19 protein-coding genes are annotated in these 21086 nt (G+C 74.3%); 5 read left to right on the forward strand and 14 right to left on the reverse strand.

Features of this window, described 5'->3' with window-relative positions; translation table 11 throughout:
* Positions 1–53: 53 nt before the first annotated feature.
* Positions 54–2285, forward strand: coding sequence for an MMPL family transporter (locus ACZ6Y1_RS03670; protein WP_469622176.1), 2232 nt, complete (start codon positions 54–56; stop codon positions 2283–2285).
* Entirely contained in the window at positions 2282–2995 is a 714-nt protein-coding gene (locus ACZ6Y1_RS03675) for an LmeA family phospholipid-binding protein (protein ID WP_469622179.1), read from the forward strand. The genes ACZ6Y1_RS03670 and ACZ6Y1_RS03675 overlap by 4 nt, the downstream gene beginning before the upstream one ends.
* On the opposite strand, the gene ACZ6Y1_RS03680 is transcribed toward ACZ6Y1_RS03675, so the two are convergent.
* The 8 genes from ACZ6Y1_RS03680 to ACZ6Y1_RS03715 form a co-directional block, all read right to left on the reverse strand.
* Positions 2987–4396 carry a sensor histidine kinase gene (locus ACZ6Y1_RS03680; RefSeq protein WP_469622183.1) on the reverse strand — a complete coding sequence of 470 codons (1410 nt, stop codon included), beginning with the start codon at positions 4394–4396 and terminating at the stop codon, positions 2987–2989. The genes ACZ6Y1_RS03675 and ACZ6Y1_RS03680 overlap by 9 nt on opposite strands.
* Positions 4393–5127, reverse strand: a complete 735-nt coding sequence (locus tag ACZ6Y1_RS03685; RefSeq protein WP_469622186.1) for a response regulator transcription factor — start codon at positions 5125–5127, stop codon at positions 4393–4395. Before ACZ6Y1_RS03685 ends, ACZ6Y1_RS03680 begins: the two co-directional genes overlap by 4 nt.
* Before the next feature lie 27 nt (positions 5128–5154).
* Entirely contained in the window at positions 5155–5721 is a 567-nt protein-coding gene (locus ACZ6Y1_RS03690; protein ID WP_469622189.1) for a hypothetical protein, read from the reverse strand.
* Between the two features lie 42 nt (positions 5722–5763).
* Positions 5764–6546 carry a cytochrome c biogenesis CcdA family protein gene (locus tag ACZ6Y1_RS03695; protein ID WP_469622192.1) on the reverse strand — a complete coding sequence of 261 codons (783 nt, stop codon included), beginning with the start codon at positions 6544–6546 and terminating at the stop codon, positions 5764–5766.
* Entirely contained in the window at positions 6543–7148 is a 606-nt protein-coding gene (locus tag ACZ6Y1_RS03700; protein ID WP_469622197.1) for a TlpA disulfide reductase family protein, read from the reverse strand. The genes ACZ6Y1_RS03695 and ACZ6Y1_RS03700 overlap by 4 nt, the downstream gene beginning before the upstream one ends.
* The gene (locus tag ACZ6Y1_RS03705) at positions 7145–7852 is read right to left on the reverse strand and encodes a thioredoxin family protein (protein WP_469622200.1); all 708 of its coding nucleotides are present in this window, start codon (positions 7850–7852) and stop codon (positions 7145–7147) included. The genes ACZ6Y1_RS03700 and ACZ6Y1_RS03705 overlap by 4 nt, the downstream gene beginning before the upstream one ends.
* A 270-nt stretch (positions 7853–8122) precedes the next feature.
* Positions 8123–8683 (reverse strand): hypothetical protein, encoded by a 561-nt coding sequence (locus ACZ6Y1_RS03710; protein ID WP_469622204.1) that lies wholly within the window; start codon positions 8681–8683, stop codon positions 8123–8125.
* A gap of 190 nt (positions 8684–8873) precedes the next feature.
* Positions 8874–9725, reverse strand: a complete 852-nt coding sequence (locus tag ACZ6Y1_RS03715; RefSeq protein ID WP_469622209.1) for a CAP domain-containing protein — start codon at positions 9723–9725, stop codon at positions 8874–8876.
* A gap of 236 nt (positions 9726–9961) precedes the next feature.
* On the opposite strand from ACZ6Y1_RS03715, the gene ACZ6Y1_RS03720 reads away from it, so the two are divergent.
* The 3 genes from ACZ6Y1_RS03720 to ACZ6Y1_RS03730 all read left to right on the forward strand — a co-directional run bounded on the left by ACZ6Y1_RS03720 (position 9962) and on the right by ACZ6Y1_RS03730 (position 13357).
* A complete protein-coding gene (locus tag ACZ6Y1_RS03720) occupies positions 9962–12241 on the forward strand; it encodes a protein kinase domain-containing protein (protein WP_469622212.1) in 2280 nt (759 codons plus the stop codon).
* 64 nt (positions 12242–12305) lie between these two features.
* Positions 12306–13124 (forward strand): helix-turn-helix domain-containing protein, encoded by an 819-nt coding sequence (locus ACZ6Y1_RS03725; RefSeq protein ID WP_469622216.1) that lies wholly within the window; start codon positions 12306–12308, stop codon positions 13122–13124.
* Positions 13125–13234: 110 nt separating this feature from the next.
* Positions 13235–13357, forward strand: a complete 123-nt coding sequence (locus ACZ6Y1_RS03730) for a hypothetical protein (RefSeq protein WP_469622222.1) — start codon at positions 13235–13237, stop codon at positions 13355–13357.
* 7 nt (positions 13358–13364) lie between these two features.
* Here ACZ6Y1_RS03730 and ACZ6Y1_RS03735 read toward each other — a convergent pair whose 3' ends face one another.
* From ACZ6Y1_RS03735 to rox, 6 genes are all read right to left on the reverse strand, one after another.
* A complete protein-coding gene (locus ACZ6Y1_RS03735) occupies positions 13365–14150 on the reverse strand; it encodes a 3-hydroxybutyrate dehydrogenase (RefSeq protein ID WP_469622227.1) in 786 nt (261 codons plus the stop codon).
* 93 nt (positions 14151–14243) lie between these two features.
* Positions 14244–15668: a 3-hydroxybutyrate oligomer hydrolase family protein gene (locus ACZ6Y1_RS03740; protein WP_469622230.1), complete on the reverse strand. Its 1425-nt coding sequence runs from the start codon at positions 15666–15668 to the stop codon at positions 14244–14246.
* 54 nt (positions 15669–15722) lie between these two features.
* Complete coding sequence (locus ACZ6Y1_RS03745) at positions 15723–17132, reverse strand: extracellular catalytic domain type 1 short-chain-length polyhydroxyalkanoate depolymerase (protein WP_469622235.1); 1410 nt, start codon at positions 17130–17132, stop codon at positions 15723–15725.
* Between the two features lie 375 nt (positions 17133–17507).
* On the reverse strand, positions 17508–18191 hold the full coding sequence (locus ACZ6Y1_RS03750) for a CoA transferase subunit B (RefSeq protein WP_469622238.1): 684 nt from the start codon (positions 18189–18191) through the stop codon (positions 17508–17510).
* Positions 18191–18973 carry a CoA transferase subunit A gene (locus ACZ6Y1_RS03755; protein ID WP_469622241.1) on the reverse strand — a complete coding sequence of 261 codons (783 nt, stop codon included), beginning with the start codon at positions 18971–18973 and terminating at the stop codon, positions 18191–18193. Before ACZ6Y1_RS03755 ends, ACZ6Y1_RS03750 begins: the two co-directional genes overlap by 1 nt.
* A 682-nt stretch (positions 18974–19655) precedes the next feature.
* Complete coding sequence (rox, locus tag ACZ6Y1_RS03760) at positions 19656–21083, reverse strand: rifampin monooxygenase (RefSeq protein WP_469622244.1); 1428 nt, start codon at positions 21081–21083, stop codon at positions 19656–19658.
* Positions 21084–21086: the final 3 nt, after the last annotated feature.

The following is a 21086-nucleotide window of genomic DNA, read 5'->3' on the forward strand; positions in this document are numbered from 1 at the left end:
CCCCGAACATTGCGCCAACGTTCCCCTTACCGGCGCCGCGCACAGTGGGGCCCATGAACTCTCCATCGGCCGTACGTCCCGGCCTCCTCCACCGCAGCGGGCGCTGGTGCGCACGGCACGCCTGGCGCGTCGTCGCCCTGTGGGTGCTGCTCCTCGTCGGCCTCGGACTGGCGAGCCGCGCGTGGGGCGGCGCCTTCGCCGACGGCTTCTCGCTGCCCGGGACCCGTACCCAGACCGGGGCCGACCTGCTCCAGGCCCACACCACCGGTTCCGGCGGGACGGCCGCCCCCATCGTGCTCCGGTCGGACCAGGGGTCCGTCACGGGGCACCGCGCCGCGATCGAATCGGCGGTCGGCGACCTGGGCCGCCTGCCGGACGTCCTGTCCGTGTCCGATCCGCTCTCCACCCCCGGCGCGGTGTCCGCGAAGGGCGACATCGCGCAGGTGACCGTCCGCTTCGACGGCAATCCCGCCTCCTTCGGCTCCTCGTACCTCGCCGGGGTGGACGAGGCCGTCGAGCCGCTGCGCGCCGACGGCGTCACCGTCGAGTACGGTGCCCCGCTCGGGCAGCTGGCCACGCCGAAGTCCGCGGACCGCGCCTCGGAGGCCATCGGCCTGGCCGTCGCCGTGCTCGTGCTGCTGATCGGCTTCGGGAGCGTCGCCGCCACCGGACTGCCGCTGGTGACGGCCGTGCTCGGACTCGCCGTCAGCCTGGCCGGTCTCGGACTGCTCGCCGGGCACTTCGACTTCGGGCAGGCGGCCCCGACCCTGGCGTCGATGATGGGCCTGGGCGTCGGCATCGACTACGCGCTGTTCCTCGCCACCCGCCACCGGGCCCTGCTGCAGGCCGGAGCCGATCCCGCCGAGGCGGTCGGGCGTACGGTCGCCACCAGCGGCCGCGCCGTGCTGGTGGCCGCGGCCACGGTCGCCATGGCCCTGGCCGGGCTGTGCGTGTCCGGCGTGGGCTTCATCGGTTCGCTCGGTGTCGCGGCCGGGCTCAGCGTCGTCGTGGCCGCCGCCGCGTCCGTGACGCTGACTCCGGCGCTGCTGGGCCTGCTCGGGCACCGTATCGACCGCTTCCGCGTGCGCACCCCCGTCACCGAGCCCACCGGCGAGTCGGACGTGTGGCACCGCTGGGCCGTCCTGGTCAGCCGCCGCCCCTGGGTGTTCCTGGCCTGCGGCATGCTGGTGCTCGCCGTGCTGGCGGTGCCGTTCGCCTCGATGCGGCTCGGGCACGTCGACGCCGGTGCGCAGTCCGCCGCCCGCACCGACCGCCGTGCCTACGACCTGATCACCGAGGGCTTCGGCCCGGGCGCCAACGGCCCCCTCACCGTCGTCACGCAGCTCGACAGCCGGCAGGTCGCCGACGAGGCGCAGCGCCGGGAGCTCGCCGCCTCGCTGCGCGGCGGTCTGGAGGCCGTCCCCGGGGTCGCCTCCGTGACGGCTCCCGTCGCCAGCCCCGACCACGTCCTGCTCATCACCACGGTCATCCCCGGGACAGGCCCGCAGGACGCGGCCACCGGCGAGCTGATCCGCACCGTGCAGGACGAGACCCTGCCGCGGGCGCTGGCGGGCACCGGGGCCACCGGCTACGTCACCGGCGGCGCGGCCTCCGCGCAGACCTTCACCGACACCCTCGCCGCCAAACTGCCCCTGATCATCGGGGTGGTGGTCGCCGCCGCGTTCCTGCTGCTGCTCACCGTCTTCCGCAGCCCGCTCATCGCCCTCAAGGCCGCCGTGCTCAACCTGTTCTCGATCGCCGCCGCCTACGGCGTGGTCGTCGCGGTCTTCCAGTGGGGCTGGGGCGGTGCGCTGCTCGGGGTCACCGAGAAGGTGCCCGTCGAGTCGTACGTGCCGATGATGATGTTCGCGATCGTCTTCGGACTCTCCATGGACTACGAGGTGTTCCTGCTCTCCCGGATCCGCGAGACCTGGCTGCACGGGAAGGACAACCACCTCGCCGTGGCCACCGGCCTCGCAGCCACGGCCCGCGTCATCACCTGCGCGGCACTGATCATGACGAGTGTGTTCCTGGCGTTCCTGCTCTCCACGAACGTCGCCGTCAAGATGCTGGCGCTGGGTCTGGGCGTCAGCGTGATCATCGACGCCACCGTGGTCCGGCTGCTCCTCGTACCGGCGTCCATGTACCTGTTCGGGCGCGCCAACTGGTGGATCCCCGGGTGGCTGGACCGTCTCCTTCCGCATCTCGACCCGGAGGGGCCGGCCACCCCGGCCGCGCCGGCGCCCGCCCCTGTCCTGGAACCCGCCGGGGGTGACCGCCGGTGAAGCGGCGGACGGCGAAGATCCGGGCGGTGCTGCGCCGCCGCCTCGCCCTCACCGTCGCGGCGGCCCTGGTCCTGGTGACCGTTCTCGGCGCGGCAGCGGCCGAGTTCACCGCCCGCAGCCTGGTCCGGGACCGGGTCGCCGCGGGGGCGCCCGCGCTCGGCGAGGACGTGGAGGTCGGTGCGGACGGCGGCTGGCTCCTGTGGGGACTGCTGCGCGAACGCATCCCCCGGCTCGACGTCAGCAGTGACGACGCGGGCGCAGGGAGGCTCGACCACCTCCGGGTCCGGGCGCGGCTCGACGACGTCCGCCTCGGCGGGGAGTCCACCGTCGGCGCCTGCCACGCCTGGGTGACCGCTCCCACCGCGTCCGTCGCGGCCGCCATCCGCGCCGCCGCGCCCTCCGTACCGGTGGGCGCGGTCACCACGGATCCGGCGCGGGGCACCGTGATCGCCTCCGTGGGCCCGGGCGGCGCCGGGCAGCTGACGCTGCGTCCCGTACTCGCCGACGGCAGGGTCACCCTCGCCGTCGACGGGCTCACCCTGTTCGGCCGGCCGGTCCCGGCCGGCCGGCTCGGGGCGGGGGACGGCGCGTTCGGTGCGGGGCCGGGAGCGCCGAAGGAGTACCCGCTGGGGCTGATGGCCACGTCCGTACGCGTCGAAGCCGACGGCCTGCACGTGGACCTCGCGGGCGGCCCCGTCCGCCTAGTCTGAGCGGCCGCGCCGCCAGCCCGTGCGCCGCCGGGAGCTGCGCGGCCCGCGCCCGGCCGGCACGGCGGTGGCGAGTTCGAAGGACACGGAGATGTGCGCGCCCCCGCGGGGGCCGCGGGTGATCTGCGTCGAGCCGCCCGTGACCGCCGCCGCCCGGCGGGCGATGTCGAGGCCGAGGCCGGAGGATCCCGTGCTGCTCCCGCGGGAGAGGGCCCGGTCCGGTTCGGGGATGCCCGGACCGGCGTCCTCCACGACCAGTTCCACGGCGAGGGCGGTGCGCACGACGCGGACGCCGAAGGGGGTGCCGGAGGGGGTGTGCCGGAAGACGTTGCCGATGAGCGCGTCCACCACGGCGGCGAGGTCGTCGTCGGACAGGGCGACGGGCGTGGGCTCCTGGGTGATGTCGAGGGTGCAGGGCCGGTCCTGCTGCTCGGCCAGGACCGCCCAGAAGGCGGTCCGGCGGCGGACGACCTCGGCCGCCTCGCAGCGGGGTCCGGACGCTGCCGCGCCCGTGGTGGGATGGCCCGCGCCCGCTTCCGTACCGAGCAGGCCCTGGCCCATCGGGCCCACGGAGAGGGGGGTGCGCGCCGCCGCGATGATGGCCTGGAGTTCGGTCTCCAGCTCGCAGACCGCCGCCTCGACCCTGGCCGACTCCAGGGAGCCGCCCATCCGTTCCGATGCCAGGTGCAGGGCGGTCAGGGGGGTGCGCAGCCGGTGGGACAGGTCGGCGACCAGTTCGCGTTCGACGGCGAGCAGTTCGGTCATCCGGTGGGCCATGGCGTTGAAGGCGAGGCCCGCGTCGCGCAGTTCCCTGGGTCCCATGGGTTCCACGCGGGCGTCCAGATTGCCCTGTCCCAGCGCGTGGGAGGCGTGGGCGAGCCGCTTGGAGGACCGGACGACCTTGGCGCCGAGGCGGTCGGCGACCAGCACGGAACCGCCGACCAGACCCACGGCGAGGAGCAGCATGACCGCCCAGGAGGCCTTGACCCCGCGGGTCAGCTCCTGTTCCGGGACGAAGTTCTCGACGACGGCGACCCGGTCGCCGGGCAGCACCACGGGCTGCAGGCAGATCCAGCCGCCGGGGACCGCCTGCGAGATGGACTCGCGCCCCCGCTCGGCCCGTTCGAGCAGGGCGGCGGGGGCCCGGGAGGTGCCGAGGGCGGGGGCGTCCGGCAGGTGCACGACGAGGCGGTCGGTCGCGTCGAGGCTCGCGGCGGATTCCCGCAGGGCGTCCGGGTCCGTCGTCAGCGTCAGTACGGGGGCCAGGGCGGCGGCCCGCTGCTCGGCCGCGGTGACGCTCTGCTCCTTGACCAGCGACATCACCAGGGCCGCCAGCGGTATGAGGAAGGAGAGGGCGACCATGGAGGTGACGGCCAGTGCCACCCCGGCCAGGGAGCGCCTCACCTCGGCTCCACCAGCTTGATGCCGACGCCGCGGACGGTCAGCAGGTAGCGCGGGGTCGCCGCCCGTTCGCCGAGCTTGCGGCGCAGGGACGACAGGTGCACGTCGACGGTCTGGTCGTCCACGTACGGCTCGCGCCAGACCTCGGTCAGCAGGCGCCGTTTGGAGACGACCTGCCCGCTGTGGTGGGCGAGGAAGGCCAGAAGGTCGAACTCGCGGCGGGTGAGGCGGAGCTCCCGGCCGGCGAGGTGGGCGGTGCGCGCTCCGGGGTCGACCACCAACTCGCCTACGACGGCGGCGCGCAGCGGTTCGGCGGCCGGGGCGGGCCACGCACCCTGCGGGGCGTGCGGTGCGGCACGGCCGGAGGGGACGTGGCCGGTGCGCCGCAGGACGGCGGTGAGGCGGGCGATGAGCTGTCCCCCGGAGAAGGGCTTGACGAGGTAGTCGTCGGCGCCCGCGTTGAGGATGCGGATGATTTCCGTCTCGTCGTCGCGGGCGGTGGCCACGATGACGGGGACGGAGGATATGCCCCGGATCATGCGCAGTGCGTCCCCTCCGTCCAGGTCGGGCAGCCCCAGGTCGAGGACGACCGCGTCGACGGGCGTCTGGGTGACCTCCCGCAGGGCGCCGAACCCGTCGCCCACGCTGCGTACGGCATACCCGTGTTCCGCCAGGACCTCTATGAGGGACTGGCGGATGCTGGGGTCGTCTTCCACGACCAGGACGCTCGGCATGCGCACACCTTAGGTGAACGGCCGTTCCTACCGGGCACCGAAGGCAGGGCCGTCGTCGGTGACGTGCAGGTGTACGGGGCGGTCGGAGACGGGGATGGTGCAGCCCTCCTCGGAACTGCAGCTCGCGTAGCCGAGCAGTACCGTCGCCTCGCCGTTGCCGTCCGCGCGGATGGGCAGCGTGGTGGTGACGGGCCCGTCGGGGTAGACGGGGACCGGGGCCTCGACGCCGGGCACGCTGATGGTCCGTACGTCGGCCGAGGCCTTGAGCTTGCCGTCCGCCCGCAGGGCCCCGGTGACGTCCACCGCGGTCGGCCGGCCCACGCCCTCGATCCCGGCGGCCGGCAGGTCGGTGCTGTAGAGGTGGAACCCCTTCTCCTCGGGGGTGAAGACCGCGGTCAGGGTGCCGTTCGGGGCGTGCCACTCGGAGACCGTGAGCGTGACGGTGACCCCGTTCTCGGTGAAGCGCGTCGTGGGCGCGGCGGCGCCGCCGGCCTTCGAGGGCTGCCCGCCGCAGGCCGCGAGGGCGGCCAGGGGGATCAGGGCGGCCGCGATCCGGGCCTTGCGGGAGTGCCGGAGGTACTCGGAAATGTTCATCGGTGGATCTGCCTCTGCGCGTTCGGTTGAAGAAGGGGGGTCCTAAAGGGCCGCGGTGAAGTCGGCGCTCCACAACTGCAGCCGGTAGACGAGGTCGTTCCACACTCCGGTGGCCAGCAGCACGCCGACGAGCACGAGCATCCCGCCGCCGAGCCGCAGGACCCACTGGTAGTGGCGTTTGACCAGGCCGAAGGCGCCCAGGGCCCGGCGGAAGGCCAGCGCGGCCAGTACGAAGGGCAGGCCCAGCCCGAGGCAGTAGGCCGCCATCAGCAGGGCGCCGCGTGCCGCGCTCGCCTCGCTCCAGGCCAGCGCCTGTACGGCGGCCAGCGTCGGGCCGATGCACGGCGTCCACCCGACCGCGAACACCGCGCCCAGGAGGGGCGCGCCCGCCAGGCCGAGCACGGGCCGCCGGTGGCTGCGGAACTCCCGCTGCGTGAAGCCGGGCAGGAGTCCCATGAAGGACAGCCCCATCAGCACGGTGAAGACGCCGAGCACCTGGGTGACCACGTCCTGGTGGGCGAGCAGCGCACGGCCGAAGTATCCGAACAGGGCGCCCCCGGAGACGAGGACGGCCGTGAATCCGAGGACGAACAGGGCCGCCCCGGCCGCCATCCGGCTGCGCTGCCCGCCTCGGGCGTCCGCCAGGTCGGCGACCGACAGGCTCGTGACGTAGCTGAGGTAGCCCGGCACGAGCGGCAGTACGCACGGCGAGAGGAAGGAGACGAGCCCCGCGAAGAACGCCACGGGGCCGGCGACGGCCAGTGTCCCGTGGAGCAGGGACGGCGCGTCCGCGGCGGCGAGGGTCACGCCCGTGGGGGCCGTCATGGCGCCTCCTGAGCCACGCGCGCGACCAGCGGCCCCAGTTCCTCGTCGGTGACCGCGCCCCCGATGCTGACGGCGATGCGTCCGCGGCGGTCGATCACGAGGGTCGAGGGGATGGTCTGCGGGTTGAGGAGCGCGGGTGGGAAGCGGAGCAGGAGCTCGCCGCCGGGATCGTGGAGGCTGGGGAACCCGATGCCGTGGGCGCGTACGAAGGACCGCGCTGCCGCGCGGTCCCGGTCACGGGTGTTGATCCCGAGGAAGCGGACCCCCTGGGCCCTGGTCCGCTCGCCGAGCCGCGCGAGGTCGTCGGCCTCCGCCCGGCACGGTCCGCACCAGGACCCCCAGACGTTGAGCACGACGACCTGGCCGTGGAACCCGTCCAGGCTGACCGGCTTTCCGTCCAGGTCCTCGCCCGCCAGGGCGGGGGCGGCCGGCCTGGCGCCGGGCGCTACGACCCCGGCCGCGGCGGCGGCGCCGAGCGCGCCGCCGCCGTCGGTCCCGCCGGAGTGTGCACCGCTCCCGGTGGCCGCGAAGAGACACCCCGCGGCCGCCACGGCCAGCCCGCCGACCGCGAGGGCGGCGGGCCGCAGAACGGTTCTTCTCATGACGCCCACTGGCGCAGGAAGGAGTTGATCCCCTCCGAGGTGAGGCTGGGGTTGCCGGTGGCGTGGGTGTCGACCTTCACCGTTCCGGACGGGCTGACGACGACCAGGACGGGCATCTTGTAAGTGCCGCCCGAGGGGCTGTACTTGCGCAGCAGCGCGGAGTTGGCGGAGCTGCTGCCGCCGATGTCGATCTTGACGAGGTGGTAGGAGGCACCGAGGAGCGCCGCCGTCTGCGACTGGCCGAACACCTTGTCGGCCGCCTTGCAGTTGCCGCACCAGTTGGCGCCGAAGTCGAGCAGCACCATCCTCCCGTCGGCCTTGGCCGAGGCCAGGGCGGCGTTGATCAGCTGCTGCGCATCGGCCGAACTGTCGTAGCCGGGGCCGGGGACCTTCGCCGGGGCCGCCGCGGCTGACGTGCGGGAGGGCTTGGGCGCGGCGGCCTGGGTCTGGGCGCGCGAGGGGCTCGGCGACGTGCCGGCCGGGGCACTGGCCGACGGCGACGGGGAGGCCGAGGTGCTCGGGGAGGGGGACGCGGACGCGGAGGCCGGGGCCGTGCCGTCGGTGGCGAGGGCGTCCGACGGCTGACCCGCCGCGGCCGGCGCCGAGGCTCCCGCGGGCTGGGAGGAGGGCCCGCACGCCGCGGTCAGCCCGACGGCGACCATGGCGGCGGTGACGAGAGCGGGTCGGAGTATGCGAGAACTCATGGCGAAGCACCCCAAGGCACGGTTCGGACTGCGGGAAGGCCGGAACGCCTCCCGGATCGGTGAAGCCGGCGGCCCGTCGCATCGCCGGGGCGTCACGCCCGGGCGCCGAGGGCCACTCGGCTGACGCGAGCATAGGACCGCTCCGGGCCCGCGGAACCGGATGGGCGCGATCTTGAGATTCCCCTAAGGAAGAGCTCAGGTTCCGCTTCGCCGGACGTGGGAGATGAGTGCATACGGAGGGGTGAAACCCCCGAAAGGGAGCGGGAGGGATCAGAACGACGTCTCACGGACACTGGCCTTCGCCATCGGCTCGGTCGTCGCCGTGATGACCGAACGGTGGTCCGCGCCGGTGAAGGTGACCGTCAGGGTGTCGTCCGCGGTCTGGGAGGTGGTGGCCTTGAATCCGGGACCGGGGATCGCGGAGATCAGGCACACGCCGCGGCTGCCGTACCGCACGGTGACCTTGCCGCCCTCGGAGGGGACGGTGTGCAGCCCCGGTCCTCCGTCGCAGTCCACGGAGGGCTTCGGCGCCGTCGTACGGGGTGTTCCGGTCGAGGCCTTCACCGGGGTCGGCGCCGGAGCCGGGGTGGAGGGCCGTCCCGTCCCGGTGGGCGACCCGGAGGCGGACGCGCTCGGGGACTGCGGGCTCGGCGACCCGCCCTGCCCCGCCTGCCACGCCGGCGGCGAGTCGAAGACCAAGGGGGCGGACTGCGCGACCGGCGGCGTATGCCTGGTCGACCCGACCACGAACTGGACCGTGCCGAGCACGGCGGTCACGCTGGCGGCCGTGCAGGACAGCCATATGAGCAGGTAGCGCGGGATTCTTGGCACGGCCCCATAGTGGCCGACGCGCCGGGGCGCCCGTCACCCCTCCCCCGGCCCCGGACGCCCGGCCCGGGGCCGGGTGGGGGAACGCCGAAGTCCTCCCGACCCGCGTACGGGTCAGGAGGACGGGGGCCGCCCGGCTGCGGGGAAGCGGGGCCGGTGCGGCGGACTGTTGCCTCGGCGCCTGCCGGGGTGCCTACTTGGGCGCTCCGAAGTCCTGCGTCCACCAGGGACCGCCGTCGCCCTTGTGGACACCTATGCCGATCTCCTTGAAGCCGCAGTTGAGGATGTTGGCCCGGTGGCCGGGGCTGTTCATCCACGCGTCCATGACGGCGGCGGCGTCCGCCTGACCGCGGGCTATGTTCTCGCCGAGGCGGGACCAGCCGTACCCGGCGTCCTCCACCCGGGAGGTCAACGTGGACCCGTCGGGTCCGGTGTGGGACATGACACCGCTGCGGGCCATGGTGTCGCTGTACGCCCGCGCGGCGGCGCTCAGCTTGGCGTTGGTGGTCAGCGGACCGCATCCGGCCGCGGCGCGCTCCTTGTTGACCAGGGCGAGGACGGCCGACTCGGACTCGGACGCCCCGGAGGAACCACCCGAACCACCGGAACCGCCCGAACCACCGGAACCGCCGCCGGTGGTGGCGGGCGGCCGCGACGCGGGCTTGCCGGCCGGCGCCGGCGCCGAGGTGACCGGCCGGCTCTCCTGCGCCCCGGGCGTCGCGGGGGCGGCGGACGCCGTGGCGTCGGCACCGGGGGTCCCGGACGGTGTCGCCGCACCGGTCGCGGAGGCCGAGCCGCTGGGCAGGGGGGCGGTGGGGGTCGCCGTCGCGCCCGCCGCCCCGGTGTCCGCCGCTCCGGAGTGCGCCTTCCCCGCGGCATCGGCGTTCCGGTCCGCGCGACCGCCACCGTCGGAGTCGGCCACCGCGACCCCGACCGCGACCGCCGCGGCCGCCGCGGTGAGGGACAGCACGACGCGCGTGCGCACCTTCTTCTTCCGCCGCGCCCCGGCGCGGGACGGTGTTACGGGAGTTCGGCTGCGGCTCATGCGTGTGGCACCTCAGGGGGGAGGGGATGGACGGGTCCGACCGAGCCTAGGGCTGTGACCAGCCAGAAGAGCCACCCGGAGGCGTTCTTCAAGGTCTCTTAAGGAAGCCCGCAGGATCGGCTCAGGAACGAACCGGACCAATCACTCACGTCACTGTGTGGACCGCGCTTGACTGCCGGGCGGCGCGACGGGTAGGGAGAGCCTGTTCAGTGCTCAACGTGTGAAACGGGGAACCCATGAAGCCGCTCGAAGCGGGCGATCCCACCTCGGTCGGCGAGGGCCGCTACCGACTGCTGGGACGGCTCGGGCAGGGGGGCATGGGTGTGGTCTACATGGGCCGGTCCCGGTCCGGCCGCGCGGTCGCGGTCAAGGTCGTACGCCCGGAGCTGTGCAACGAGCCGGGCTTCAAGCGGCGGTTCGCCGACGAGGTGGCGGCGTCCCGGCGGGTCGGCGGCTTCCACACCGCGCCGGTCGTCGACGCCGACCCGGACGGGGATCCGGCCTGGCTGGTGACCGCCTTCGTACCCGGACCCACCCTCCAGGCGGTGCTCGCGCGCGTGGGCTCGCTGCCCCTGGACACCCTCACCGTCCTGGCGGCCGGCCTGGCCGAGGCCCTGGAGGCGATCCACCGGGTGGGAGTCATCCACCGCGACCTCAAGCCGGCGAACATCATCGTCGCGGAGGACGGACCGCGCGTGATCGACTTCGGCATCGCACGGGCGCTGGACGGTACGGCCCTGACGCAGACGGGACTGCAGATCGGCACGCCGGGGTTCCTGGCACCCGAGCAGCTGACCGGCGGCACCGTGACCCCCGCGGTGGACATGTTCGCGCTGGGAGTGGTGCTCACCCAGGCGGCGGGCGGCTCCCCCTTCGGTGACGGCCCGTCCGCGGCACGGCACTACATGGTCGTCCACGAGGAGCCGGACCTGACCGCCGTCCCCGGTGAACTCCGCGGGCTCATCGGCGCCTGCCTGTCCAAGGACCCGGACGACCGGCCCACACCCACCGGTTTCCTGAGCAGCCTGACCGTCCGTCACCCGGCCGGTGACGGCTGGCTGCCGGACGAGGCCTCGCGACTGCTCCCCCGGCAGGAACCGGCCATTCCGGCCCCCGTTCCGGAACGCACCACACCGGACACCCCGGCCCCGAACACCCCCGCCCTGGCCGCACCGGACGGGAACACCCCGGTCATGGACCCCCCGGCCCCGGACGCCCAGGTCCGGAGCACTCCCGCGCCGGACCCCCGGGTCCGGAACGCACCGGCACCGGACGGCCCGGCCGCGGGCACCCCGGCCCTGGACACCCCGGCGCTGGACACCTCTGCCCTGGACACCCCGGCGCCGGACGCCCCTGCCCTGGACACCCCAGCCCCCCGACCCGCGCCCCGCGAGGTCACGGCACCGGACCCGGCCCGCCCCCTCGGCGACGCCGCTGCAGCCCGTACGGAGCAGCCGGTCACCGTGACCGGGCCCACGCATCCGCTCTCCCCCGCACCCACGGCGGTGCCGGGGCCGGGCGACGCGCACCGGTCCCGGCGACGGCGCGCGGTGGTCGCGGCGGCGCTCGTGCTCGCCCTCGCGGGCGCGGGCCTGTTCGTGTGGCAGCCCTGGGACGGTCCCGGTTCCGGCGGTGACGGCGGCAAGTCCGGAGCCACCCCGCCCAGCGGCTCGCCCTCCGGCCCCGCCCCGCTCCCGACCGACGCCCTGCTCATCCGGCAGGACACCGCTCCGGGCTGGCCCGGGACCTGTCACGGCGTCATCGCCCGCCGCGACCCCGCCACGGACACCCCCGTACGACTCGTCACGGGGAGCAGCTGCGACATGCTCCCCCAGTGGTCCCCCGACCGCAGGTCGTTCGCGTTCACCCGCTCCACCTCCGAGGGTACGGCCGTCTGGACCGCCGAAGCCGACGGATCGAACGCCCGGCGGCTCGGCCCCATCGCGGGCGGCAGGGTGTCCTGGTCGCCGGACGGCAGCCGGCTCGCCGTGCTGCGCAAGAAGGACGGCGTGCAGCAGCTGTTCTCGGTCGACGTCGCCGACGGCACCGCCCGGCAGCTCACCTTCGGAACCGGCCAGGTCGAGGACCCCGCCTGGTCGCCCGACGGCAAGCACATCGCCGTCTGCATGCAGACCGCGCCCGAGAACTGGCAGGTCCACCTCGTCGACCCCGCCGCCGCCGAGCGCGCACCGGAGCAGGTGACCCGGCTGCCGCATCCGGCGCTCGACCCGGTGTGGTCGCCGGACGGCAGGACCTTCGCCTACACGGCCGGGACCTACGGCAAGGGCACCCAGGGCGACATCCGCCTCGTCGACGCCGACGGCACGAACGACCGTGAACTGGTGGCCACCGGCGCCCACGAGATGGACCCCAGCTGGTCCGCGGACGGCACCTGGGTGGCCTTCGTCCGGGGCCCGTACGAGAATCCGGTGATCTGGGCCGTACGCGCGGACGGGACCGGCGGGCGCATGCTCACCACCGGATCCTCCGGCGAGGGCCATCCCTCCTGGCACTGAGGAGCGGAACATTCCGGTGGTCGTTACGACGGGCGCGGCGGCCCGGGGACTGCAGGTGACCCGGGTGGGTGACCGATGGCGGGTCACCCGGCCCTGGCCCGCTCCGCTGCGCCCGGTCCTGCACAGCTACGCCGGCTACTGGGAGGACGCGGCCTCGCCCTACCGGGTGCGCCTGGTACCCACGGGCCGCGCAGTCGTCGTGATCAGCCTGGGCGAGCCGTTCGCCCGGATCAGCCGGCTCGGCGAGACGAGCCCGTCCGGCCAGGTGACCGGCTCGCTGGTCGCGGGCCTGGAGGACGGCTACCGGGTGTGCGACCACCCCGGCGGGCAGGAGGCGATCCGGCTGGAGCTGACCCCACTCGGGGCCTACCGGCTGTTCGCCGTGCCGATGGGCGAGCTGACCAACAGGGTGGTGGAGCTGCGCGATGTCCTCGGCCCCGAATCCGGCTTACTGGTCGAGCGGTTGGCGGCCACCCGTGACTGGTCCGCCCGGTTCGACCTGCTCGACACCGCACTGGCGGCCCGGCTCGCCCGCGGCCCGCTCCCCGCGCCCGAGGTGGGCCGCGCGTGGCGGCTGCTGTCCGGGGCCGGCGGGGCGGTCCCCGTCGGCCGGCTCGCGGCCGAAGTGGGCTGGAGCCAGGGCCATCTGGTACGCCGCTTCACCGAACAGGTGGGTCTGACGCCGAAGACGTCCGCGCGGGTACTGCGCTTCCACCGGGCGGTCGGGCTGCTGGCGCACGGGGGCGCGACCCCCACCGAGGTGACCGCCGCCTGTGGTTTCTACGACCAGGCCCATCTCAACCGGGAGTTCCGTGCCCTGGCCGGCACCACCCCCGGCCGGCTGGCCGCCGGGCGCCTTGCGGAGGGTGCCCTCGCCCTGTGAGCCCGTGAGCCCAGTGAGCCCCGTGAGGGGCGAGCGCAGATTTGTCCAAGCCAGGACCCTCCGCCCCTCGCTAGTGTCCCGGTGAATCCGACTCAGAGGGGAACCGTCCGATGGAGAACTTCCTGCGCATCCTCGTGTCCGGCGCCATCACGGGTGGCCTGATCGGCTTGGCGGGGGCACTCGGCGCGCGCCGCCGCCGGCGCCGCGAGGGCGGTGAGGCGAACGGCAGCTGACGCCTGGTCAGGCAGCGCTCCAGCCGCCGTCGACCGGGATGGACGCCCCCGTGATGTAGCCGGTGTGCGGTCCGCAGAGCCATACGGCCACGTCGGCGACCTCCTCCGGTTCGATCAGCCGCTTGATCGAGGAGCGGCTGAGCATCACCTCCCCGACCACCTGCTCCGGGTCGATGCCGTGCGCCGCGGCCTGGGCGGCGATCTGGCGCTCGACCAGCGGCGTCCGGACGTATCCGGGGTTGACGCAGTTGCTGGTGACCCCGTGCGGGGCGCCTTCGAGGGCAGCGACCTTGCTGAGCCCCTCCACGGCGTGCTTGGCCGTGACGTAACCGGACTTGAACGCGCTGGCGCGCAGGCCGTGCACGCTGGAGATGTTGACGATGCGGCCCCAGCCGCGTGCGTACATGTGCGGCAGGGACCGGCGGATCAGGAGGAACGGGGCCTGGACCATGACCCGCTGGAGGAGTTCGAACCGCTCCACGGGGAATGCGTCGAGGGGTGCGACGTGCTGGAGTCCCGCGTTGTTGACGAGGATGTCGACGCCGGTGGGGAGCTGCTCCAGCAGCCGGCCGTCGGCGAGGTCGACGACGTGGGCGCTCCCCCCGATGGAGTCGGCGACCGATGCGGCCGCCCCGGCGTCGAGGTCGATCACGTGGACGAGCGCGCCGGCGGCGGCGAGCGCCCGGGCACAGGCCCGGCCGATCCCGCTGCCGGCGCCCGTCACCATGGCGGTACGTCCCGTGAGGTCGACGCCCGCCGCCGCGTCGGACGGGGGTGTGAATCCGCTTGTCATGCCGGGAATCATGCGCGACGGGCGGGTGCCGCTCCCATGTGTCTGCCCTCCACAGTCGTGACCGGCACGGTGGTGGAGCCCACCAGTGGATGTTCAGGCGGTGAGCGGACAGCTCTTCAGCAGTTCTCCTGGGCCGGCGGAGTCGGGCCGGGGGATCGTCCGGCCGGGCGGCGGCTGCACGCCGCGGCCGGTCCAGTCCTCCAGGGCCGCGAACGCGGCGCGGTGGCACGGGAGGAGGGGCCGGAGCCGGTCGGGGAAGGCGTCGAACAGCGAGTCGACGTGGGTGCCGCCTTCGACCCGGTAGTAGCGGAAGAGCCGGCCGCGGCCGGCGTCGGCCACCATGCGGGCGTAGACGTCGGAGTCCTGGCTGATCGGCAGGAGCACGTCGAGGGTGCCGTGCACGGTGATGAGGGGTTTGCCGATGCGGCCGGTGAGGGCGATCCCGGAGACCGCTTCGCGGACCCCGGCGGGCCGGGAGGCGTAGGCGTAGTCGGCGTCGCAGTCGGGGGTTCCGGGGGCGCAGAAGGGCCGGCCGGCCTCCAGCGGGCCGTCGTAGTCCGGGTCGAGCTCCTCGCGGTAGATGCGCTGGGTCAGGTCCCAGTAGTACTGGTGGTGGAACGGCCACAGGAACTCCGAGCCGGCGGGAAAGCCCGCGGCGGTCATCCTCCGGTGGGCCTCCCCGGCGCCCTCGCCCCCGGCCGCCCAGGCGGGGTACGCGGCGAGGGCCGGCGGCAGGAAGGTCAGCAGGTTCGGGCCCTCCTCGCGCCAGAGGGTGCCTTCCCAGTCGACGCCGCCGTCGTAGAGCTCGGGACGGTTCTCCAGCTGCCAGCGCACCAGGTATCCGCCGTTGGACATGCCGGTGGCGAGCGTCCGCGCGGGGGGCCGTGCGTAGCGCTGGGCGACGACGGCCCGGGCGGCGCGGGTGAGCTGGGTGACGCGGCTGTTCCATTCGGCGATCGCGTCGCCCGGGGTGCGGCCGTCGCGGTGGAACGCGGCGCCGGTGTTGCCCTTGTCGGTCGAGGCGAACGCGTACCCGCGGGCCAGCACCCAGTCCCCGATGGCCCGGTCGTTGGCGTACTGCTCCCGGACCCCCGGCGAACCGGCGACGACCAGGCCGCCGTTCCACCGGTCGGGCAGGCGGATCACGAACTGCGCGTCGTGCTGCCATCCGTGGTTGGTGTTGGTCGTCGAGGTGTCGGGGAAGTACCCGTCGATCTGGATGCCGGGGACGCCGCTCGGTACGGAGAGCCCGGCAGGCGTCAGCCCGGCCCAGTCGGCCGGGTCGGTGTGGCCGGAGGCGACGGTCCCGGCCGTGGTGAGCTCGGCGAGGCAGGCCTTCTCCTGGCGTTCGGCGCCCGGCACCCTCAGCCACGGGAGCCGTGCGCAGTGCGCCGTCGCACTCCGGGCGGCGCCGTCCGGGTCCTCCTGGGCGGCGGCCGCGGGGACGGCGGCGAGGGTGACGAGTGCCGCCGCGGCTGCGACGGCCCTGCGCAGGGTGGTGCTGCGGGGCGGGTGCACGGATACCTCCGGTGGAAGGTCTGTGGGCGGGAAGGGAAGGGTGGTTCGCCGATGTCAGGGGCAGGCGCCGTCGGCGATGACGTGGTAACCGGCCGGTGACTCCTTCAGCGTGTGCACGACGAAGGTGTTGTAGAGGCCCATGTTCTGGTGGGAGCCCTGGGCGTAGACGTAGCCGCCGGCGGTCGTGGCGCGGCCCGCCTGCACGTGCTGGTAGTTGTTCGCGGTCCAGCACCTGGGCGCGGCGCCCGTGGTGGTGACGCGCACCTCCGCCGAGCGCGGGCCTTCCGTACCGGCGCCGTCCCGGGCTGCCACGGCGTAGGAGTGGGTGGTGCCGGGGCCCAGTCCGGTGTCCGTGTACGGGGACCCGTCCGGGGTGGCGATACGGGATCCGTCGCGGTAGACGGCGTACGAGGCGGCCCCGCCGACGGCGTTCCACCCGAGGGTGACGGCGGTGTCGGTGGTCGCGGTCACGGCGAGGCCCGTGGGTGCGGGCGGGCCGCCCGGGTCCGGCGCGGAGCCGTCCAGGCCGAAGAAGCCGGTGATCCAGTAGCTGGAGCAGACCGAGCGGATGAAGTGGGCGGTGCCGGTGGCGCCGCACTGCTGCGGTCCGGTGCCCGGGTCCACCGGGGTGCCGTGCCCGATGGAGGGGACGCGGTCCACCTCCACGGCGACGCTGCCGTCCGCCGCCAGGTACTGCTCCCTGCGGGTGCCGTCCGGCCCGATCGTGGAGGTGCGGTCCGGGCTCTGGCCGAGGCCGTGGAGGGCCGTCCACTGGTCGCGCAGTCCGTCCGCGTTCCGCGGGACGACCTTGGTGTCGTCGTCGCCGTGCCAGACGGCGACCCTCGGCCAGGGTCCGCCGTAGCCGGGATTCGCGTCGCGGACGCTCCGGGCCCAGGCCGAGGGCGCCCGGTCGACGCCGGGGCTCATACAGGAGTAGGCGGTGACCACGGAGTTCGCGCAGGCGTAGGGGATTCCGGCGATGACCGCGCCCGCCTGGAACACCTCGGGGTACGCGGCGAGCATCGCCGAGGTCATGGCCCCGCCGGCCGACAGACCGGTGATGAACACGCGTGCCGGGTCTGCGCCGTAGGCGGCCCGGGCCTGCGTGACCATCTGCCTGATCGAGGCGGCCTCACCCTGTCCCCTCCCGGTGTCGCCGGGCTCGAACCAGTTGAAGCACTGGCTGCTGTTGTTCGCGGTGGTCGTCTCGGGGAGGACGAGCAGGAATCCGTACCGGTCGGCGAACTCGGTCAGCCCCGAGTTGTCGGCGTAGACCTGGGCGCTCTGGGTGCAGCCGTGCAGCGCGACCACCACGGCCGGAGCCGCCGGCATGCCGACGGGCCGGTACACGTACATGTTCAGTGCGCCCGGGTTGGCCCCGAAGTCCCCGATCCTCTGGAGGGGAACGGCGGCCCGTGCGGCGGGGGCGGGCGAGAAGAGCGCCGCCCCCGCGACCAGGGCCATGACCGCGGCCGTCCGGCCGAGCGCGCGGCGCAGGCGTCCCTTCGTACGCGCTGGACGTGTTGCCGGGGCGGTGGAGGGGAGTGGCTGAGGGGGTGCTGCGGCGGGGGGCATGGCGGCTCCTGTACGGCGCACCGGCCGGGGCGGCCGGACGGGCTGGGGTGCGGGCAACCGTAGGATCCGGGGAGCCGGATCCAGAACGGTGCTGCGCACCACAGCCGGCCGAAATGCAGGGGGACCGTGCCCCGTTGACCGACGACGGAAGCCCTGCTAATGGTCCTGAGCCCGGCCGCACCCGGTCAGGCGCACCCGGTCAGGCGCGGCCGGGCCAGGCGCGGCCGGGCCAGGCGCGGCCGGGCCAGGCGCGGCCGGGCCAGGTCAGGCAGAGCCGGGGCAGGCAGAGCCGGGGCAGGCGCGCACGGTGAGGTCGCTCGCGACGGCAAGTTCCGCGCCGGTGGCGGCGCGGACCTCGTCCAGGCCCACCCCGGGGGCGAGTTCGCGCAGCAGCAGACCCGACCCGGTGACGTCGATCACCGCGAGATCCGTGACGACCCGGTCCACCACGCCCCGGCCGGTCATCGGAAGGGTGCATTCCGGCACGAGCTTGTGGGAGCCGTCGCGCGCCGTGTGCTCCATCAGCACGATCACCCGCCGGGCTCCGTGCACCAGGTCCATGGCGCCGCCCATCCCCTTGACCAGCTTCCCGGGGATCATCCAGTTCGCCAGGTCGCCGGAGGCGGAGACCTGCATGGCCCCCAGCACCGCCGTGTCGATGTGCCCGCCGCGGATCATGCCGAAGGAGAGCGCGGAATCGAAGTAGGAGGCGCCGGCGGCGGTGGTCACGGTCTCCTTGCCCGCGTTGATCAGATCCGGGTCGACCTGCTCCTCCCCCGGGTAGGGTCCGACGCCGAGGATCCCGTTCTCCGAGTGGAGGACCACCTCGATGCCGTCGGGCAGGTGGCCGGGGATCAGGGTGGGCAGCCCGATGCCCAGGTTGACGTACGAGCCGTCGGTCAGTTCCCGGGCGGCCCGGGCCGCCATCTGCTCCCGTGTCAGGGCCATCAGTACGCCTCCTGGACCCGCGGGCGGGTCGTGCGCCGCTCGATGCGCTTGGCGGCCGCGGGATCGCCGGGGGCGACGCGCACGACCCGCTGGACGAAGACGCCGGGCAGGTGGACCCGGCCGGGCGGGATCTCCCCCGGCGCGACCAGTTCCTCCACCTCGGCGACGGTGACGCGGCCGGCCATCGCGGCGAGGGGGTTGAAGTTTCGGGCGGAGGCGTGGAAGACGAGGTTGCCGTGACGGTCGCCGACGGCCGCCCGGACGAGGGCGAAGTCGGTGGTGATGCCCTCCTCCAGCAGGTACTCGCGGTCACCGAAGGCCCGGGTCTCCTTCGCCGGTGAGGCCACCGCGACCGTGCCGTCCGGGCGGTACCGCCAGGGCAGCCCGCCGTCCGCGATCCGGGTGCCCGCCCCTGCTGGGGTGTAGAAGGCGGGTATCCCGGCGCCGCCCGCCCGCAGCCGTTCCGCCAGGGTTCCCTGCGCGACGAGCTCCACCTCCAGTTCGCCGCCGAGGTACTGGCGGGCGAACTCCTTGTTCTCGCCGACGTACGAGCTGGTCATCCGGGCGATCCGGCCCTCACGCAGCAGGAGTCCGAGACCCCAGTCGTCCACACCGCAGTTGTTGGACACCACTCTCAGTCCGCCGATGCCGCGCTGCCGCAGGGCTTCGATGAGCACCCCGGGGATCCCGCAGAGTCCGAAGCCCCCGACCGCGAGGGAGGCGCCCTCCGCTATGTCGGCGACCGCTTCGGCGCAGTCCCCGACCACCTTGTCCACACCCATCCACCGCTCCCTTTCCCTGTTCTCGCGGAACCGGACTCCGGCGAGCCTAGGAAGGCGGGGCGGGGTGCACGATGGCGGAATTCCCCACAACCCGCAGCCGTCGGATGTACGGCGGCACACGGTGCGCTTGACGAGTTTCCCGTCCGCGCCGATCGCGTGGCGCCCCCGGTGAGCGGCGTACCGGCGAGGAGCCTCGCGTCCGCGCCCCAACCCGCCGCAGCCCCGGGGGCGATGAGGGCGGCCCAGACGGCCACGTACTCGGCGGAGCAGTTGCTCGCGCCGGGCTGGTCCAGGATCGGGCCGAGCGCGGAGTCGGCGACCCGCACGGACACCGCCTCGGCGGGCTTGTGGTCCCCAGGCGCCGCGGAACCTCCGCCGCCGCAGGCCGTCAGGGCCAGCAGGGCGGCCGGGGCGGCGACCGGGGCGAGCACGGCGGCGGTCGGCGGGCGCCACCGTGCCGACGAGGGCCACGGCGGGCACGGGGGCCGCGGCTCCTCGCCGCCCGGCCGGCTTCTACGTCAACCTGCACGGCGCCGAATTCCCCGGCGGAGCGGCCCGGGGCCGGCTGACCCCCCTCGACCGGCCCGTCAGCCCGCGTGGCGTCCCGGGGCCGGCTGTTCCGCTGCCACGGCCGCCCGCCGCACCTGAGGGGCGCGGCGGGCAACGGGGCCGGTCCGCGACATCAGGACACCGCGGATCCGAACCACTTCGGCAGGTGCCCGAGCAGGTCCTGCTGGTCCTCACCCGCCCAGGCCACGTGCCCGTCCGGACGCAACAGCACGGCGGGCACGTCGAGTTCCTCGCTGCCGTCGACGACGTGGTCCACCCGGTCGGACCAGCCGTCCACCGAGAGCCGGCCCGTCCGGTCGAGCAGCAGCCCGCGGCCTTCGTGCATCAGGCCGTACAGGCGTCCCCGCTTCAGCTCCACGTCCCGCATCCGCAGCCCGAGCAGTTCGTGGCCCTCGCCGAAGTCGTAGCGGACGCCGATCGCGATGATCTTCTCGGTCAGGTACCGGTTCACCTCCTCGAACTCCATCAGCTCCGTGAGCAGCCGGCGTACCGCCTGCGCTCCCGGTTCGAGGGACATCAGCTCCCACTGCGCGCGGGTGTTGTCCAGGACGTCCGCGGCCACCGGGTGCCGTTCGGCGTGGTAGCTGTCCAGCAGCCCGTCCGGTGCCCAGCCGGCCACCTCGGCGGCCAGTTTCCATCCGAGGTTGAAGGCGTCCTGGATACCGAGGTTGAGGCCCTGCCCGCCGGCCGGCGTGTGGATGTGCGCCGCGTCTCCGGCGAGCAGCACGCGGCCGGTGCGGTAGCGCTCGGCCAGCCGCGTCGCGTCGCCGAAGCGGGACAGCCAGCGCGGCGAGTGCGCGCCGAAGTCGGTCCCGGCGGTGGCCCGGAGCTGCCGCTTCAGCTCGTCCAGGGTCGGCGGGACCCTGCGGTCATCGGCCAGCCCCTCGGCGGGCGCGACCACGCGGTACAGCCCGTCGCCGAGCGGCCCGGCACCGAACCGCAGCTGGGTCTTGCGGACTTCGGCCATCACAGCGGCGATCTCCTCCGGCGGTGCGGTCAGCTCCACCTCGCCCAGCAGCGTCTCGACCCGGCTGGGCTCGCCGGGAAAGCCGATGCCCGCCAGCTTGCGGACCGTGCTGCGGCCGCCGTCGCAGCCGACGAGGTAGCGCGAGCGCAGCCGTGTGCCGTCGGCGAGTTCCGCGGTCACCCCGTTCTCGTCCTGGTCCACGGCGACGAGTTCGCTGCCGCGCCGGATGTCGGCCCCGAGTTCGGTGGCGCGCTCGGTCAGCAGGCGGTCGGTGACGGGCTGCGGAATGCCGAGGGTGTAGGGATGCGCCGTGTCCAGGTGGGCCGGCGAGGCTTTGGGGATGCCGGCGAAGAACCCCCCGACCGGGTACTGCTTGCCGAGGGCGAGGAACCGGTCCAGCAGCCCGCGCTGGTCCATCACCTCGATGCTGCGGGCGTGCAGGCCGAGGGCGCGGACGATCCTGGTCGGCTCCGCGTCCCTCTCCAGCACGACCACCCGCACGTCGTGCAGCCGCAGTTCGGCGGCGAGCATCAGGCCGGTGGGGCCCGCGCCCACCACGATCACGTCAATCATCAG

Source organism: Streptomyces sp. NPDC053432 (assembly GCF_055585365.1).